The 16,758-nt window shown below is 74.5% G+C and carries 11 protein-coding genes; 6 read left to right on the top strand and 5 right to left on the bottom strand.

The features are described 5' to 3' along the window. Nucleotides 1–12: 12 nt before the first annotated feature. Both KDL28_RS27055 and KDL28_RS27050 read right to left on the bottom strand, forming a co-directional pair. Nucleotides 13–567, bottom strand: a complete 555-nt coding sequence (locus tag KDL28_RS27055; RefSeq protein ID WP_252442938.1) for a response regulator — start codon at nt 565–567, stop codon at nt 13–15. Beyond that, entirely contained in the window at nt 564–4,991 is a 4,428-nt protein-coding gene (locus KDL28_RS27050) for a HAMP domain-containing protein (RefSeq protein WP_252442936.1), read from the bottom strand. Before KDL28_RS27050 ends, KDL28_RS27055 begins: the two co-directional genes overlap by 4 nt. A gap of 177 nt (nt 4,992–5,168) precedes the next feature. Here KDL28_RS27050 and KDL28_RS27045 point away from each other — a divergent pair, with 177 nt between their 5' ends. The 3 genes from KDL28_RS27045 to KDL28_RS27035 are packed head-to-tail and all read left to right on the top strand — an operon-like array spanning nt 5,169 to nt 9,842. After that, nucleotides 5,169–7,226, top strand: coding sequence for a SpoIIE family protein phosphatase (locus KDL28_RS27045; RefSeq protein WP_252442934.1), 2,058 nt, complete (start codon nt 5,169–5,171; stop codon nt 7,224–7,226). Beyond that, complete coding sequence (locus tag KDL28_RS27040; RefSeq protein ID WP_252442932.1) at nt 7,223–8,767, top strand: GDSL-type esterase/lipase family protein; 1,545 nt, start codon at nt 7,223–7,225, stop codon at nt 8,765–8,767. The genes KDL28_RS27045 and KDL28_RS27040 overlap by 4 nt, the downstream gene beginning before the upstream one ends. A gap of 25 nt (nt 8,768–8,792) precedes the next feature. Next, on the top strand, nt 8,793–9,842 hold the full coding sequence (locus KDL28_RS27035) for a DNA polymerase IV (RefSeq protein WP_252442930.1): 1,050 nt from the start codon (nt 8,793–8,795) through the stop codon (nt 9,840–9,842). A 979-nt stretch (nt 9,843–10,821) separates the two neighbouring features. On the opposite strand, the gene KDL28_RS27030 is transcribed toward KDL28_RS27035, so the two are convergent. Both KDL28_RS27030 and ald read right to left on the bottom strand, forming a co-directional pair. Then, nucleotides 10,822–11,877, bottom strand: coding sequence for a diacylglycerol/lipid kinase family protein (locus tag KDL28_RS27030; RefSeq protein WP_252442928.1), 1,056 nt, complete (start codon nt 11,875–11,877; stop codon nt 10,822–10,824). 147 nt (nt 11,878–12,024) lie between these two features. Next, nucleotides 12,025–13,149, bottom strand: a complete 1,125-nt coding sequence (ald, locus tag KDL28_RS27025) for an alanine dehydrogenase (RefSeq protein WP_252442926.1) — start codon at nt 13,147–13,149, stop codon at nt 12,025–12,027. Between the two features lie 68 nt (nt 13,150–13,217). Here ald and KDL28_RS27020 point away from each other — a divergent pair, with 68 nt between their 5' ends. The 3 genes from KDL28_RS27020 to KDL28_RS27010 all read left to right on the top strand — a co-directional run bounded on the left by KDL28_RS27020 (nt 13,218) and on the right by KDL28_RS27010 (nt 15,563). Continuing rightward, on the top strand, nt 13,218–13,727 hold the full coding sequence (locus KDL28_RS27020) for an Lrp/AsnC family transcriptional regulator (protein ID WP_252442924.1): 510 nt from the start codon (nt 13,218–13,220) through the stop codon (nt 13,725–13,727). A 121-nt stretch (nt 13,728–13,848) separates the two neighbouring features. Continuing rightward, nucleotides 13,849–14,754: an NAD(P)H-binding protein gene (locus tag KDL28_RS27015; protein ID WP_252442922.1), complete on the top strand. Its 906-nt coding sequence runs from the start codon at nt 13,849–13,851 to the stop codon at nt 14,752–14,754. Continuing rightward, complete coding sequence (locus tag KDL28_RS27010) at nt 14,751–15,563, top strand: CPBP family intramembrane glutamic endopeptidase (RefSeq protein ID WP_252442920.1); 813 nt, start codon at nt 14,751–14,753, stop codon at nt 15,561–15,563. Before KDL28_RS27015 ends, KDL28_RS27010 begins: the two co-directional genes overlap by 4 nt. On the opposite strand, the gene KDL28_RS27005 is transcribed toward KDL28_RS27010, so the two are convergent. Continuing rightward, nucleotides 15,476–16,717: a cysteine desulfurase-like protein gene (locus tag KDL28_RS27005; protein WP_252442918.1), complete on the bottom strand. Its 1,242-nt coding sequence runs from the start codon at nt 16,715–16,717 to the stop codon at nt 15,476–15,478. The genes KDL28_RS27010 and KDL28_RS27005 overlap by 88 nt on opposite strands. Between the last annotated feature and the right edge of the window lie 41 nt (nt 16,718–16,758).

The raw sequence follows: 16,758 nt of genomic DNA, 5'->3' as shown, positions 1-16,758 counted from the left end.
CACCCCCGCGGGTCAGGACCCCACGCGCCGCTGCACCCGCTCGACCCGGGCACCGTGCAGCCGCTCCCTGGCGCGCGCCGCCGCCCCCGGCTCGCCCCGGTCGAGCACCTCGACCGCATCGTCGATCGCCGCGCGCAGCAGCGCCGTCTCGGCGGCCTGCTCGGTGAGCCGGGCGTGGGTGGTCCACAGGTCGACGAACACCGCGATCTTCGAACGCAGCACCCACGGGTCGAACGGCTTGGTGATGTAGTCCACCGCGCCGGCCTGGTAGCCGCGGAAAGCCAGGTGCGGGTCGTAGTCGACGGCGGTCAGGAACAGGATCGGGATGTGCCGGGTGCGCTCGCGCTGCTTGACGTGCCCCGCGGTCTCGAAGCCGTCCATGCCGGGCATGTGCGCGTCGAGCAGGATGACCGCGTAGTCCTCCACCAGCAGCCGCTTGAGGGCGTCCTCGCCGCTGGTCACCGCGACCATCTCGATGGGGAGGCCCTCCAGGATCGCCTGCAGGGCCAGCAGGTTCTCCCGCCGGTCGTCGACGGCGAGCACCCGGGCCAACTGCCGACCGCTCATCGCGCCGCTCCGCCCGCGGCCCCGGCCGGGGCGATCCAGGCCGCCATCAGGGTGAGCAGGTCGTCCAGGTCGACCGGCTTGGTCACGTACTCGGTGGCCCCCGCGGCCAGGCTGGACTCCCGGTCGCCTGGCATCGCCTTGGCCGTCAGGAATACCACCGGCAGGTCGCGGCCCTGCGGGAGGGCCCGGATCCGGCGGGTGGTCTCGTTGCCGTCGAGGTCGGGCATCATCGCGTCCATCAGCACCACGTCGACCTCCGGGTGCTCGGTCAGCAGCCGGATCCCCTCCAGTCCGTTGTCGGCGTAGAGCACGGTGAGCCCACGCAGCTCCAGCGCGCTGGTCAGCGCGAACACGTTGCGCACGTCGTCGTCGACGATGAGCACGGTGGCCCCGGTCAGCTCCGGGGTCGGGCGGGCGCCGGCCGCGGAGTTCCGGTCGCGCAAGATGGGCGGCGCCCCCGGGTTCGACATCGGCCCCGTGATCGGCTCGACGGGCAGCTGGCGGGGCAGCATCCGGGCGGTGGCCCCGGAGGTGCCCAGCTCGTCGGGCAGCAGCAGGGTGAACACCGAGCCGACGCCGACCTCGGAGGTCACGTCGATGCGGCCGCCGAGCAGCCGGGCCAGCTCCCGGGAGATCGACAGTCCCAGCCCGGTGCCGCCGTACTTGCGGCTGGTGGTGCCGTCGGCCTGCTGGAACTGCTCGAAGATCATGTCCAGCTTCTCCCCCGGGATCCCGATCCCGGTGTCGCGCACCGCGAACGCGACGACGTGGCGGGCGGCGTCCAGCGTCGGCACGCCGTGCAGCGCGGCCGCGGGCGCCAGCCCGATCTCCAGGGTGACGTGGCCGCGGTCGGTGAACTTGACCGCGTTGGCCAGCAGGTTGCGCAGCACCTGGTGCAGCCGCTGGGCGTCGGTGGTGATCTCCTCGGGCACGTCGTCGGCCAGCTCGACGCGCATCTCCAGGCCCTTGTCCTCGGCCTGCGGGCGGAACGACTGCTCCAGCCCGGAGCACACGTCCGACAGCCGGACCGCGGCCAGGTCGACGTCGACCCGGCCGGCCTCGATCTTGGTCAGGTCGAGGATGTCGTCGATCAGGCGCAGCAGGTCCGAGCCCGCGCTGTGGATGGTGCTGGCGAACTCGATCTGCTTGGCGGTGAGGTTGCGGTCGGGGTTCTCGGCCAGCAGCCGCGAGAGCAGCAGCAGCGAGTTGAGCGGGGTGCGCAGCTCGTGGCTCATGTTGGCCAGGAACTCCGACTTGTACTGGCTGGCCGAGGCCAGCTGCTGGGCCTTCTCCTCGACCCCGCGCCGGGCCGCGTCGATCTCCATGTTCTTGATCTCGACGTTGCGGTTCTGCGAGGACAGCTGCTCGGCCTTCTCCTCCAGCTCGGCGTTGGCCCGCTGCAGCTCGGCCGACTGGTCCTGCAGCTCCATGGCCAGGCGCTGGGACTGGGCCAGCAGCTCCTCGGTGCGCCGGTTGGCCCGGATCGTGGTGATCGCGACGCTGATCGCGGCCACCATCCGCTCCAGGAACGCCAGGTGCAGCGCGGAGAACGGGCGCACCGAGCCCAGCTCGATCACGCCGAGGCACTCGCCCTCGAACTGCACCGGCAGCACCACCACCTCCCCCGGGACAGCGCCGCCGGTGCCGGAGCGGATCGCCAGGTAGTCGACCGGGACGTGCTCGATGCGCACGGTCTGCAGGGTCGCGGCGGCCTGCCCGACCAGCCCCTCGCCGGTGGCGAACTCGATCGGCTCGGTGCCCGCGGTGCCCAGCGCGTAGCTGCCCGACAGCACCCAGTGCGGGCCCTCGGCCCCCACCCCGGGAGCCTCGGCGGCCAGGAAGAACGCGCCCACCTGGGCCTTCACCAGCGGGGTGATCTCATCCATGATCATCTGGCTGACCTCGGCCAGGTTGCGCTGGCCCTGCAGCAGCCCGCCCAGCCGGGCGAGGTTGGAGTCCAACCAGCGCTGCTCGGCGTTGGCGGTCGTGGTCTCGCGCAGCGCCACGATCATCTGGTTGATGTTGTCCTTGAGCTCGGCGATCTCGCCCGCCGCCTCGACCTGGATGGCCTGGGTGAGGTCGCCGCTGGCCACCGCGGTCGACACCGCCGCGATCGCGCGCAGCTGGGTGGTCAGCGTCGAGGCCAGCTGGTTGACGTTCTGGGTGAGGTCGCGCCAGATGCCGGCCACGCCGGCCACCTCGGCCTGACCACCCAGCTTGCCGTCGGTGCCGACCTCGCGTCCGACGCGGGTGACCTCGTCGGCGAAGGACGAGAGCTGGTCGACCATCGTGTTCACGGTCGACTTCAGCTCCAGGATCTCCCCGCGCGCGTCCACGGTGATCTTCTGGGACATGTCGCCCCGGGCGACGGCGGTGGTCACCTGGGCGATGTTGCGCACCTGGTCGGTGAGGTTGGAGGCGAGCTGGTTGACGTTCTCGGTGAGGTCGCGCCAGGTGCCCGCGACGCCGGTCACCTGGGCCTGGCCCCCGAGCTTGCCCTCGGTGCCCACCTCCCGGGCCACCCGGGTGACCTCGTCGGCGAACGAGGACAGCTGCCCGACCATCGTGTTCACCGTCAGCTTGAGCTCCAGGATCTCGCCCCGGGCGTCGACGGTGATCTTCTGCGACAGGTCGCCCTTGGCCACCGCCGTGGTCACCTGGGCGATGTTGCGCACCTGGCCGGTCAGGTTGGACGCCATGTAGTTGACGTTGTCGGTGAGGTCGCGCCAGGTGCCCGCGACCCCGGCCACCTGGGCCTGGCCGCCCAGCTTGCCCTCGGTGCCCACCTCGCGCGCCACGCGCGTGACCTCGTCGGCGAACGACGAGAGCTGGTCGACCATCGTGTTCACCGTCGACTTCAGCTCCAGGATCTCGCCCCGGGCGTCCACGGTGATCTTCTGCGACAGGTCGCCCTTGGCCACCGCCGTCGTGACCTGGGCGATGTTGCGCACCTGGCCGGTCAGGTTGCCGGCGAGCTGGTTGACGTTCTCGGTGAGGTCGCGCCAGGTACCGGCCACGCCGGCCACCTCGGCCTGACCGCCCAACTTGCCCTCGGTGCCCACCTCGCGCGCCACCCGGGTGACCTCGTCGGCGAACGACGAGAGCTGGTCGACCATCGTGTTCACCGTCGACTTCAGCTCCAGGATCTCGCCCCGGGCGTCCACGGTGATCTTCTGCGACAGGTCGCCCTTGGCCACCGCCGTCGTGACCTGGGCGATGTTGCGCACCTGGTCGGTGAGGTTCGAGGCGAGCTGGTTGACGTTGTCGGTGAGGTCGCGCCAGGTGCCGGCCACGCCGGGGACCTGGGCCTGGCCGCCCAGCTTGCCCTCGGTGCCCACCTCGCGGGCCACCCGGGTGACCTCGTCGGCGAACGAGGACAGCTGGTCGACCATCGTGTTCACCGTCGACTTCAGCTCCTGGATCTCGCCCCGGGCGTCGACGGTGATCTTCTGGGTCAGGTCGCCGGAGGCCACCGCGGTCGCCACCTGGGCGATGCCGCGCACCTGGGTGGTCAGGTTCGCGGCCATCAGGTTCACCGCGTCGGTGAGGTTCTTCCAGGTGCCGGCCACGTTCGGCACCGCGGCCTGACCGCCGAGCAGGCCGTCGGTGCCCACCTCGCGGGCCACCCGGGTGACCTCGTCGGCGAACAGGCGCAGCGTGGCGGTGAGCGCGTTGATCGTGTCGGCCAGCTCGGCGACCTCGCCGCGGGCGTTGACCGTGATCGTGCGCGACAGGTCGCCGCGGGCGATCGCGGTGGCCGCCGAGGAGATCGAGCGCACCTGGCCGGTCAGGTTGCTGGCCATGGTGTTGACCGAATCGGTCATGACCCGCCAGGTGCCCGACACCCCGCGCACGTCGGCCTGGCCGCCCAGCTCGCCCTCGGTGCCCACCTCGCGGGCCACCCGGGTGACCTCGTCGGCGAACGAGGACAGCTGGTCGACCATCGTGTTCACGGTCCGGCCGATCCGCCGGAAGTCGCCGCGCAGCGGCCTGCCCTCGATCTCCAGCGCCATGTGCTGGGACAGGTCGCCCTCGGCCACCGCCTCGATGACCCTGGCGATCTCCGCGGTCGGCTCGGCCAGGTCGTCGATCAGGGCGTTGACCGCGCGCAGGCCCGTGGCCCATGACCCGTCGTAGGACTCCTCGTCCAACCGGTCGGCGGTGCGGCCCTCCCGGCCCACCACCCGGCTGATCCGCAGCAGGTCGCGGTTGCGCCGCTCCAGGACGGCCAGCATCTCGTTGAACTCGTCGACGGCCTCGGCCCCGACGCCGTCGCGGTGGGTCAACCGCACGTCGAACCGGCCGCGGCGGACCTGGCCCAGTGCCTGTGCGAGGTCGGCGAGCACCGCCTCGGGGGTGGCGGGGGCGCTCGGGCCCCCGACGCCGTCGGCGCCGACCGCGCCCACCCGGCGTGTGCTGCTCATCAGGTCCTCCCGTGCGTCCGACCGGGCGGAGGTTCCGGCACGTGCGCCACCGCACCGGCGCGTCCCACCGACGGCAAACAGTAGTCGATGGGGTGGTCGCCGTTGCCCCGGACGCGGTCCGCGCGGCTTGCGGGTGGTGGGCGAGCACGCGCCGGCCGCTCTTGGCAGACTGCACCCGTGCCCGTTCAGCTCGAGCGGCGGATTCGGCTGCCGCCTGACGCCCGTTCCGCCGGGCGGGCGCGTCGCATGGTCCAGGCCTCGCTGGGCGAGCTCGACCCCGAGCGCGAGGCCGACCTCGCCGACACCACCATCCTGCTGGCCAGCGAGCTCTGCGAGAACGCGGTGCTGCACGCGGGCACCGAGTTCGAGGTGACGGTCACCATCACCGACGACGAGGTGGTGGTCGCGGTGGCCGACCGCGGGGCCGGCCCGCTGGAGCTGCACCTGTCCCAGCCCCGCCAGCGCTACGGGCGCGCGGCCACCCACGGTCGCGGGCTCGCGCTCGTCCAGCGCCTGGCCACGGCCTGGGGCACGCGCCACGACAACGACGGCCGCCACACCGTCTGGTTCAGCATGGTCCGCCGCGTGCGACCCGACCGCACCGTGCCGCTGGAGCCCGTCTCGGACAACGAGCGCGTGTTCGCCGCGGCCGAGCAGGCCCGCTGGCTGCTGCACGTGCCACCCGGGCTGGCCGGCAGGCTCGAACCGCTGGAGCTGGTCGGCGAGCTGGTCCGCAGGCTGCGCGAGCTGCTGGGCGCCGACCTGGTCGCGGTCGAGGTCGACGAGGCCGACGGCGCGGGCAGCGCGGAGCTCGTCCGCGACGGCGCCGAGCGCCCCACCCGCACCGGCGCCGCGCTGGCCGCGGCGCTGGAGGTGCGCCTGCCGATGACCGCGCCCCTGCGCGGCTCGCTGCGGGTGTCGGGCTCGGAGATCGAGGACGAGCGCACGCGCGACCTGGTGGAGCTCACCGCCAACCGGGTGGCGATGGCCGTCGAGGCGCGCTGGCTGCGCGGGGTCGACCAGCGCCGCCGGGCCTGGATGACCTACCTGGCCGAGACCAGCGAGCTGCTCGGCCAGTCCCTGGACGTCGAGCTGGCCGTGGCCGTCGTGCCGCAGGTCGTGGTGCCCCGGCTGGGCCGCTGGTGCGCCGTGCACCTGGTCGACCCGACCCACCAGCTGCGCCTGGCCGCGCTCACCCACGCCGACGAGGACCGGCTGCCCGAGCTGCGCGCGGTGCTCGACCCGGACGCCACGCCGGGCCTGCCCCCCGAGCTGGCCCAGCGGCTGGCCGGGCTGGTCCGCGACGGGTCGGCGCCGGTGCGCTTCGCCGTACCCACCGACGGCATCGCGCTGGCCCTGCGCGCCCGCGGCACCACGATCGGCACGCTCATCGTCGGCCGTCCACAGGACCGCCCGCACACGCCGGAGGACATCATGATGGCCGGCGACGTCGCCCGGCGGGCGGCGCTGTCGATCCACAACGCCCAGAGCACCGCCGCGCACGTCGACGTCTCGCAGGCCCTGCAGCACGCCCTGCTGCCCCGCGCCCTGCCGGTCGTGCCGGGCGTCGAGTTCGCCGCGGAGTACCTGTCGGCCAGCTCGGGCAGCGACGTCGGCGGCGACTTCTACGACGTGCTCACCGTCGACCCGACCCACTGGCACGTGGCCATCGGCGACGTCTGCGGCAAGGGCGCGCGGGCGGCCGCGCGCACCGGGCTCGTCCGCGACGTGCTGCGCGTGCTGGTGCGCGACGGGCGGCCGCTGCCGCGCGCGGTGGAGATGCTCAACGACGTGATGATGGAGGCCGAGGACCCGCTGCAGTTCTGCACGCTGGCCGCGGCGATGGTGAGCCGGTCGCGCCCGGGCACCGCGGGCCTGGACGTCGAGCTCCTGCTGGCCGGGCACGTGCAGCCGGTCCTCATCCGCGCCGACGGCACCGCCTCGCTGGTCGGCACGTTCGGCAGCGCGGTGGGGCTGGTCCCCCAGATGCGCCTGGAGTGCACCACCCACCACCTCGACCCCGGCGACGTCTTCCTGGCCTACACCGACGGGGTCACCGAGCGGCGCAGGGGCCGCGAGCAGTTCGGCCCCGACCGGCTGCTGGAGGTGGCGGCCGAGGCGGCGGGCAGATCGGCCAAGCAGGTGGTGGCCGCGGTCCGCGAGGCCGTGGAGCGCTTCTCCGCCGAGGCCCTCGACGACGACGTCGCCCTGCTGGCGATCCGGGCCGCGCGGTGACCGGCGGGCACCCCGCCCGCGACAGCGACGACGCTGCCCCCACCGCCACCGGCACCACCACGAGCACCACCGCCGGGCCCGCGTTGCGGTCGCGGGCGTGGCCGACCATCGCGCTCACCCTGTTCTGCCTGCTCGCGGGCATCCCGACGACGATCGCGCTGACCCCGGCCCAGTCCGTCGAGGCGTTCGGCCAGAACCTGGCGGTGGGCGCGCGCCCGCCGCAGCCGACGCTGTCGGGCGCGGCCCGGCTGGTGCAGGTGGGCAACACCGAGCTCGACGTCGAGCGGCTCACCGTCTGGGGCCCGCTGCGCCCCCAGCTGACCATGGGCCCGGTCCAGCGCAGCGAGGCCGCGGCGGCCGTGTTCGACGCCGAGCGCGCCCCGCAGGCCGGGCAGGCGGCGGTGGAGTCGGTCGTCACCGGGTTCGTGGACTGGTACCTGCTGGCCGGTGCGGGCCTGCTGGTGTTCACGCTGGCCGCCGCGGCCGGCGCCACCGCGCTGCGCACCCTGCTGGTGCTGCGCAGGCAGAGCCGCGCCACCGGCGAGCACGCGCCGCTGCACGAGATCTGGTCCTACTGCGCGCGGGCGGCCCGCCGGATGACGCTCGTCGCGGTGCTCGCCTCGGTGCTGGCCTGGCTCGCGTCCGGGGCGCTGGCCTACGCCGGGTCGGTGCGGGGGCTGAGCAACGTCAGCTCGCTGTCGCAGCTCGTGGGGGCCAACCACCTCTCCCCCGACCCGGTCGGTCCGCCGGTCACCGGCTTCGACGGGGCCGTCATCGGCGACTCGCGGGTGGTCCGGCTGGGCGGGCCGCCGCTGCCCGACGCCACCCCGGACGCGGCGGCCTGCGAGCGCAGCACCGACTCGCTCGCCGTGGAGATCGGCAACCTGTCCGGTACCCGGGTGCTCAACCTGGCCTGCCCGGACGCCACCGTCACCACCGGGCTGCGCGGGCCCCAGCAGCGCCGCGACCGCGTGCTGCCGCCCCAGGTCGGGCTGCTCAAGCAGGTGCGCGACCTGGACTTCGTGGTGCTCGCCATCGGCCCCAACGACCTGGGCTGGAGCGACTTCCTGCAGTACTGCTACGGGGTGGCGGACTGCTCGGACCAGCTGACCCAGGGCGAGTTCGACTACCGGCTGGCCGCGTTCGACCGGGTGTACGGCGACCTGCTGGTCGACCTCAACGGCCTCCCGGACGGCCCGCAGGTGCTCGTCATGACCTCCTACGGGGCGTTCGAGCCCGACGCCGACGCCGACTGCCCCGACCTCCGCCGCGACGGCTACCCCGGCCTCGACCCCACCAAGCTCGACCTGCTGGCCGCCCGCAACGACCGGCTCAACGAGGTCCTGCGCACCGGCGCCGAGAAGTACGGCTTCGCCGTGGTCGACCCGCCGCTGCAGCTGCTGTGCGCCCAGCGCCCCGACGGGTTGGGCCCCGACATCCAGGGCCTGGCCGACGTCGCCCCGTTCCACCCCACCGGCATCGGCGAGCTGCGCATGGCCTCCGCGGTCGTCCGCCAGCTCAGCGCGCAGCCGCGCCGCTGAGGCCCGACCGGGGCACACTGGTCCGGTGAGCGGCCCGCCGGACGCCGACCCCGCCTGGGTGCTGCACGTCGACCTCGACCAGTTCCTCGCCGCGGTCGAGGTGCTGCGCCACCCGGAGCTGGCCGGGCGGCCCGTCGTGGTCGGCGGCCGGGGCGACCCGACCCAGCGCGGGGTGGTCGCCGCGGCCTCCTACCCGGCCCGCGAGCACGGCGTCCGGGCCGGCACGCCGCTGCGCACCGCGGCGAAGCGCTGCCCCGACGCGGTCTTCCTGCCCGCCGACAACCCCCACTACGAGGAGGTGTCCGAGCGGGTCATGGCGATCCTGCGCGACACCCCCGGCGCCGTCGTGGAGGTGATGGGCTGGGACGAGGCGTTCGTCGGGGTCCGCACCGCCGACCCCGAGGCCACCGCCCGCGCCATCCAGGCGGCCGTCCTGGACGGCACCGGGCTGCACTGCACCGTCGGCATCGGCGACAACCTGCTCCGGGCCAAGATCGCCACCGGCTTCGGCAAACCGGCGGGCGTGCACCGGCTCACCGCCGACACCTGGGACGAGGTGATGGGCGACCGCCCGACCCGAGCCCTGTGGGGCATCGGCGCCAAGACCGCCGCCGCGCTGGCCGAGCGCGGCCTGACCACCGTCCGCGAACTCGGCGCCGCCGACCCCGAGGCGCTCGCCGCCGAGCTGGGCCCCATGCTCGGCCCCTGGTACGTCCAGCTGGGCCGCGGGATCGGCCGCCGCGAGGTCAGCGCCACGCCCTGGGTGCGCCGCTCCCGCAGCCGCGAGACCACCTTCCAGACCGACCTCGACGACTGGGACCGCATCCGCACCGAGACCGCCGCCCTGGCCCGCCGCGTCGCCGACGACATCACCGCCGACGGCCGCCCGGCGCTGCGGGTGGCGGTGAAGGTGCGGTTCGTCCCGTTCACCACCCGCAGCCGCAGCAAGACCCTCCCCACCCCCACCACCGACGCCACGGCCTTCGAAGCCGCCGCCCTCGAGGTGCTCGACCGGTTCCGCCGGGGGCGAGCCGTGCGGTTGCTGGGCGTGCGCGCCGAGTACGAGAAGCCGTAGGACCCGCCGGGTGGGACGAGGGCCGCTCCCGTTCGACGAGGTGGCACGAGAGCCGCTCTCGCCCCGGCCGGGCGGGTGGCTGACGCCCGCGTGAGCGAACGACCCCCTCGCCCAACCAGGCGGGGCGAACGCGCCACTCGCTGGCCCGGCGGGACGAAAGTCGCGCTCGCTCCACCAGGCGCAACGAAAGTCGCGCTCGCTCCACGGGGTGCAACGAGAATCGCGCTCGCCCAACGAGGCTGGGCGGACGCGCCGCTCGCTCACGGTGGGACGAGAGTCGCGCTCGCTCCACACGACGCAACGAAAGTCGCACTCGCTCCCCCGGGCGAGGCGGCGCGCAGCGCCGCGAGCCGGGCCGAGCCCCGGCGGGCGCGCAGCGCCCACCCCACCCCCGGAAGTGCTCCCCTGCCGTCGCCTCGGCACGCACGGCGCAGCGCCTCCGGCGCCGACCCGCACCCCACCACATCCCCGGAGCCGCGAACGGCGCAGCGAAGCGGAGCCGGGAAGCGGCGTTGACCGGCGCCCGCGTCAGCGGGTGGTGGTGGGGTGTGGGTCGGTGACGGAGGTGCTTCGATGGGCGGGTCGAGGCGGCGGCAGGGGGAGCACTTCGCACCCCCTGCTGGAGCTGAGGTCCTCACCGGAGGTGCCGCCGGAGGCGCCCTGAACAGTGGCTGTCGTGGGCGACGCGCCCAGCTCCGGACCCGGGAAAGGTGGCGCCTGCGCGGCGGGCGACCTCGGATCGAGCAGGGGTTCGGCCCCTGCCGTCACGTCGACCCGCCCAGGGTTGCACGCCCGGAAAAGCCCCCGCACGGTTGGCATGCACGGGCTGCGGTTGGCATCGAGGGGTGCGGGGGGCCTTGCGGGCGTGCACGCTGAGCGCGCCGACGTGACGGCAGGGGCCTCGGGAGAGGAATGGGCGCTTCGCGCCATCGGGGCTCGCGCCTTCGGCGCTCACCCGCCGCCCCGCCTCACGGCGCGCTCAGCCGGGGTCGGGGGTGTCGGAGGGCGGGGGGATCGGCACGCGCATCACCAGGCTGCTCGACTCCACCCGGATGCTGAGCCTGCTGACGTCGCCGATGGGGTCGCCGTCGAGCTGGGAGGGTTGGGGGGACTCGGCCTCGATCTCGATCTCGCGGGCCTGCCAGTGCTCCACCCTGGCGTGCCCGCGGCGCGTGCGGGTGATCACCCGGCCGGCCACCGCGATCCAGCCGGGGATGCCCTTGGGGGCCAGGTTGACGATGTCGAGCCGGCCGTCGTCGATGTGCGCCTCGGGCATGAGCACCAGCCCGCCCAGCAGCGTGCCGCTGTTGCCGACGACCACGGTGCGGGTCTGGCGGTCGAGCAGGGGGCCGTCGTCGAAGCGGAGGCGGACCCGGGTGCGCCTGCCGCGGATCGCGCGCAGCCCCGAGATCACGTAGGCCAGCGGGCCGACGCGGCCCTTGAGCGCCTCGGGGGTGTTCTGCATGATCGCCGCGTCGAAGCCCATCCCGGCCATGACCAGGAAGACCCGGTCGTCGGGCTCGTCGTCGACCCTGATCCGGCCGACGTCGATCTTGCGGTCGTTGCCGCTGAGGGCGACCCGGGTGGCCGAGGCGATGCTGTTGAGCGGGGTGCCGATGGTGCGGGCCAGGAGGTTGCCGGTGCCCGCCGGGAGCAGCCCCATCGGCGTGCCGGTGCCGGCCAGCACCTCCGCGACGGTGCGCACGGTGCCGTCGCCGCCGCAGGCGAGCACCACGTCGACCCCCTGGCGCAGGGCTTCCTCGGTCTGCCCGGTGCCGGGATCGTCGACGGTGGTCTCCAGCCACAGCGGCTCCCGCCAGCCCAGGTCGACGCAGACCAGCGTGACCTCGGCCCGGGTGCCGGGCGCGACCTTCGTCGGGTTGGCCACCACCGCGGCCCGCTGCCGGTCGTCGCCGGTCTCGGCCGACTCCGTCGGGGCCGCGGCGGGCCGCCGGCTCAACGCCACCGCCAGCGCCGCGGTCGCCAGCACGACGGCCAGCACCACGAGGACGATGAGCACCCAGTCCGCTATCACGGCGGCACCCTAGATCACCGCGGGTCACCGCACCGGACGGACGGTCCCGGACGCGCCGGGTCATCGGCCGGTCGCGGCGCCCGACGTGGACGAGCGGGACCGCCGTCGCTGTCCGGGCGGCGGCGGTCCCGCTCTGGGAGGGAGGGCTCAGGGGGCGTACGGGGTGTGCGGTAGCTCGAGGGCCCGCGCCACCTCCGCGCTGGTCAGAGCGCCGCGGTGCACGGACAGCCCGGCGGCCACGGCGGGGTCGGCGGCGAGGGCGGCCTGCCAGCCGCGGTCCGCGATCCGCAGCACGTGCGGCAGCGTGGCGTTGGTCAGGGCCAGGGTGGAGGTGTGCGGCACCGCACCGGGCATGTTCGCGACGCAGTAGAAGACCGAGCCGTGCACGGTGTAGGTGGGCTCGGCGTGGGTGGTGGGCCGCGAGTCCTCGAAGCAGCCGCCCTGGTCGATCGCGACGTCGACGAGCACCGAGCCCGGCTTCATCCGGCGCACGAGGTCGTTGCTCACCAGCCGCGGGGCCCGCGCCCCGGGCACCAGCACGGCACCGATCACCAGGTCGGCGGTCAGGCAGGCCCGCTCGACCTCGTGGGAGTTCGACACCACGGTGCGCACGCGGCCTGCGTAGCGCTCGTCGAGCTTGCGCAGCTTGGTCACGTCGACGTCCAGGACGGTGACCTCGGCGCCCAGGCCCACGGCCATCGCCACGGCGTTCTGGCCGGCGACGCCCGCGCCGAGCACCACGACCTCCCCCGGGCGGACGCCGGGGACGCCGCCGAGCAGCACGCCGCGACCACCGGCGGCCTTCATCAGCGCGCCCGCCCCGGCCTGGGGGGCCAGCCGACCTGCGACCTCGCTCATCGGGGCGAGCAGCGGCAGCGAGCCGTCCGGGAGGCGGACGGTCTCGTAGGCGATGGCGGTCGTGCGGGAGGCGAGCAGCGCCTCGGTGCACGCGCGGGAGGCCGCCAGGTGCAGGTAGGTGAACAGGACCTGGCCCTCGCGCAGCCGGTGGTACTCCGACTCGACCGGCTCCTTGACCTTCACCAGCAGGTCGGCGCTCGCCCAGACCTCGTCGGCGGCCGCGCCGTCGTGGACGCCGGTGACGATCGCGGCGCCGGCCTCCTTGTAGTCGGCGTCGGCGAAGGAGCTGCCGACGCCTGCGCCCTGCTCCACCAGCACCTCGTGCCCGGCGCGGACGAGCTCGTGCGCCCCGGCCGGGGTGACGCCGACGCGGTACTCGTGGTTCTTGACCTCACTGGGCACGCCGATCCGCATGGCATCATGGTGAAGAAATGCGCCGCGGACCGGCAAGAAGTCCGCAGAAGATTCGGTAGTCTCGCCTGATGCCGTTGCCTCCTGCGGGGATTGCCGCCGCACGGCGGCTCGGGCCGAAGGATGTTCGCCCGCTCGACGCGATCGACCGCGCCATCCTCGCCGTGCTCAGCGCCGACGCCCGCATGTCCAACAAGGACCTCGCCGACCGGGTCGGCGTCGCCCAGTCCACGTGCCTGGCGCGGGTGCGCGCGCTGCGGCGGGACGGGGTGATCCGCGGCTTCCACGCCGACGTCGACCCGCGCGCCCTCGGCCACGACCTGCAGGCGATGATCGCGGTGCGGTTGCAGCCCGACGCCCGCGACGCGATCGACGAGTCGATCGCCGCGCTGAGCGCGCGCCCCGAGGTGCTGGAGGTGTACTTCGTCGCCGGGGCCAACGACTTCCTCGTGCACGTGGCCACGCCCAGCACCGACGAGCTGCGCCGGTTCGTCGGCGACGTGCTCAACCGCGACCCCGCCGTCGCCGGCACCGAGACCAACCTCATCTTCGAGCACATCCGCGCCCGCGGTGGCCTCTGACCCCGTCGAGAACGAAGCTGTCGCCGCTTGGACCGGTCCAAGACGACGGCAAGTTCGTTCTCGACGGGGTGGGGTGGGGCTCCAGCGCGCGGGTGGGCGCCGGACACGAGAGGGTTGGCCCATGCGCGTGCTGCTGACCGGAGCATCGGGGTTCATCGGGGGCAGGCTCGGGCCGGCCCTGGAGAAGGCCGGCCACGAGGTGCGGGCGATGACCCGTCGGCCGGAGAGCTACTCCGGCGCCGGCACGCCGGTGCCCGGCGACGTCGCCGACGCCGACTCGCTGCGCGAGGCGCTCGCCGGCTGCGATGCGGCCTACTACCTCGTGCACTCGCTGGACAACGCGTCCTTCGCCGAGCGGGACGCCGCCGCGGCGCGGAACTTCGCCGTCGCGGCCGCCGACGCCGGGATCGGCCGGATCATCTACCTGGGTGGGCTCGGCGACGACCGCGACGACCTGTCCGAGCACCTGCGCAGCCGTCGCGAGGTCGAGCAACTGCTCGGGGAGAGCGGGGTGCCGCTCACGGCGCTGCGGGCCGGCATCGTGGTCGGGCACGGGGGCATCTCCTGGGAGATGACCCGCCAGCTGGTCGAGCACCTGCCGGCGATGGTCGCCCCGCGCTGGGTGCACACCAGGACCCAGCCGATCGCCGTCGCGGACGTGGTGCGCTACCTCGTCGGTGTGCTCGAGGAACCCGCGACCGCCGGGCGCTCGTTCGACGTCGGCGGCCCGGAGGTGCTGGAGTACCTGGAGATGATGCGCCGCGTCGCCGACATCCAGGGCCGGCGGATCCTGATCGTGCCGGTGCCGCTGCTCACCCCCGGGCTGTCCGCGCGCTGGCTCGCGCTGGTGACCAGCGTCGACCGGCAGACCGGCCGGTCGCTGATCGAGTCGATGACCAACGAGGTGGTGGTCCGCGACGACAGCATCCGCAGGCTCGTACCCTTCGAACCGATGGACTACGACAGCGCGGTGCTCGCCGCACTCGCCGAGCGCGCCGCGGAGAAGCGGGCGGGCCGCACCCGATGAGCCTCCTCCGCCCCGGTCTGCGCGACCGCGCCGTCACCGCTCTCCCCCGCTGGATCGCCGAGCAGGTCCCCCGCGACCACCAGGAATCCGACGACGCGTTCCGCAAGCGCCGCAAGGTGGTCGCGGCGACCGCGCTCACCGGCGCCGGGCTGCTCGGCGCCGGGCTGTCGGCGAGGCCGGACTCCCCCGAGTTCTACGGCCTGACCGGGGCCACCGCCGCCACCTGGGTGATCGGCGGGCTCGCCTCGGGCAAGCTGCACCTGGGCCACGAGGCCCGCCGCGACGCCACCCTGGCCCGCCCGGTCGTCGTGCCGGTGCTGGTGGGGGCGGGCGCCTTCGCCGCCTTCTACGCCGCCGCGCTCGTGGCGCGCCGGATCCCGGTCCTCGACCGGGCCATCGGGTCGGTGCTGCAGTACGCCTTCCAGGGCTCCGACCGGCTGGTGCTGATCACCACGCTGGCCAACGGCGCGGCCGAGGAGGTGTTCTTCCGCGGCGCGCTCTACGCGGCGGTCGGGCGCCGCAGCCCGGTGGCCGTGTCCACCGGGGTCTACGTGCTGGCCACCGTGGCCACCCGCAACCCGGCCCTGGTGCTGGCCTCGGGGGCCATGGGGGCGCTGTTCGGGCTGCAGCGGCGGGCCTCCGGCGGCATCCAGGCCCCGATCCTGACCCACCTGACCTGGTCGATCCTGATGCTGCGGTTCCTGCCGCCGCTGTTCCGCCGTCAGCGCCCCGCTGCCGCGGCCGGCACGGACTCCACGAGCGCGGCCAGCCCGGCGAGCAGCCGGTCGACGTCGTCGTCGTCGATGTAGGGCGCCAGCCCCACCCGCACCGCGCCGGTGTCGCCCAGCCCCAGGTGGCGCGAGGCCTCCAGCGCGTAGAACGAGCCCGCCGGGGCGTTGACGCCGCGCTCGGCCAGGAACCGGTGCACGTCCGGCGACGCCACCCCGGCCACCTCCAGCAGCAGGGTGGGCGTGCGACGCGCGGCCCTCGAGTACACGGTCACGCCGGGCAGCGCGGTCAGGCCGGCCTCGATCCGCTCGCGCAGCCGGTCCTCGTGCGCGGCGACCGCCGTCATGGAGGCGACCAGCCGCTCGCGGCGCTCCCCGGCCGAGCCCGCGATGCCGGCCAGGAAGTCGACCGCGGCGGTCGTGCCGGCCAGCAGTTCGTAGGGCAGCGTGCCCAGCTCGAAGCGCTCGGGCACCGCGTCGCTGGACGGGGCCAGCTTGTCCGGGTGCAGGGTCTCCAGCAGCGCGGGCGCCGCGGCCACGACCCCGCAGTGCGGGCCCAGGAACTTGTAGGGCGAGCAGGCGTAGAAGTCCGCGCCCAGCGCGGCCACGTCGACCGGCGCGTGCGCGGTCTCGTGCACGCCGTCGACGTAGCTCAGCGCCCCGGCCTCGCGGGCCAGGTCGGTCGCCGTGCGCACGGCCGGGCGGGTGCCCACCAGGTTCGACGCCGCGGTGACCGCGACGAGCCGGGTGCGCCGCGACAGCACCCCGGCCAGCCCGTCCAGGTCGAGCTCCGCGGTCGCCGGGTCGAAGTCGACCCAGCGCACGGCCGCGCCGACCCGCCGCGCCGCCTGCACCCACGGCCGGATGTTGGCGTCGTGGTCGAGCCGGGTGACGACGACCTCATCGCCGGGACCCCACCCGGCGGCAAGGGTGCGGGCCATGTCGTAGGTCAGCTGGGTCATGCTGCGCCCGAACACGACGCCGGTGGGGTCGGCGCCGAGCAGGTCGGCCACGGCGGCGCGGGCCGCGAGCACGATGTCGTCCGCGCGGCGCTCGGCCGCGCTGACCCGCCCCCGGTTGGCCAGCGGCGAGGTCATCGTCGCGGCCACGGCCTCGGCGACCGGGGCCGGGGTCTGCGAGCCCCCCGGCCCGTCGAAGTGCGCGTAGCCCGCCCGCAGGGACGGGAACTGCGCACGCAGCGCCGGGACGTCGAAGCCGGTGGCGGGGTCGCTCATGCTCGTCAGCCTCGCACGAACCCCGCCCGTCGCGGACGGTC

Source organism: Pseudonocardia humida (genome assembly GCF_023898865.1).
In the GTDB taxonomy this organism is placed as follows: domain Bacteria; phylum Actinomycetota; class Actinomycetes; order Mycobacteriales; family Pseudonocardiaceae; genus Pseudonocardia; species Pseudonocardia humida.
The sequence above is the reverse complement of the archived record's forward strand: the minus strand, read 5'-3'. Positions and strand labels throughout refer to the sequence as shown.

Coding starts and splice junctions, on each gene's coding strand:
- ald (WP_252442926.1), bottom strand. CDS start 13,149: ATGCGGATCGGCGTGCCCAGTGAGGTCAAGAACCACGAGTACCGCGTC.
- KDL28_RS27015 (WP_252442922.1), top strand. CDS start 13,849: ATGCGCGTGCTGCTGACCGGAGCATCGGGGTTCATCGGGGGCAGGCTC.
- KDL28_RS27050 (WP_252442936.1), bottom strand. CDS start 4,991: ATGAGCAGCACACGCCGGGTGGGCGCGGTCGGCGCCGACGGCGTCGGG.
- KDL28_RS27055 (WP_252442938.1), bottom strand. CDS start 567: ATGAGCGGTCGGCAGTTGGCCCGGGTGCTCGCCGTCGACGACCGGCGG.
- KDL28_RS27010 (WP_252442920.1), top strand. CDS start 14,751: ATGAGCCTCCTCCGCCCCGGTCTGCGCGACCGCGCCGTCACCGCTCTC.
- KDL28_RS27020 (WP_252442924.1), top strand. CDS start 13,218: ATGCCGTTGCCTCCTGCGGGGATTGCCGCCGCACGGCGGCTCGGGCCG.
- KDL28_RS27005 (WP_252442918.1), bottom strand. CDS start 16,717: ATGAGCGACCCCGCCACCGGCTTCGACGTCCCGGCGCTGCGTGCGCAG.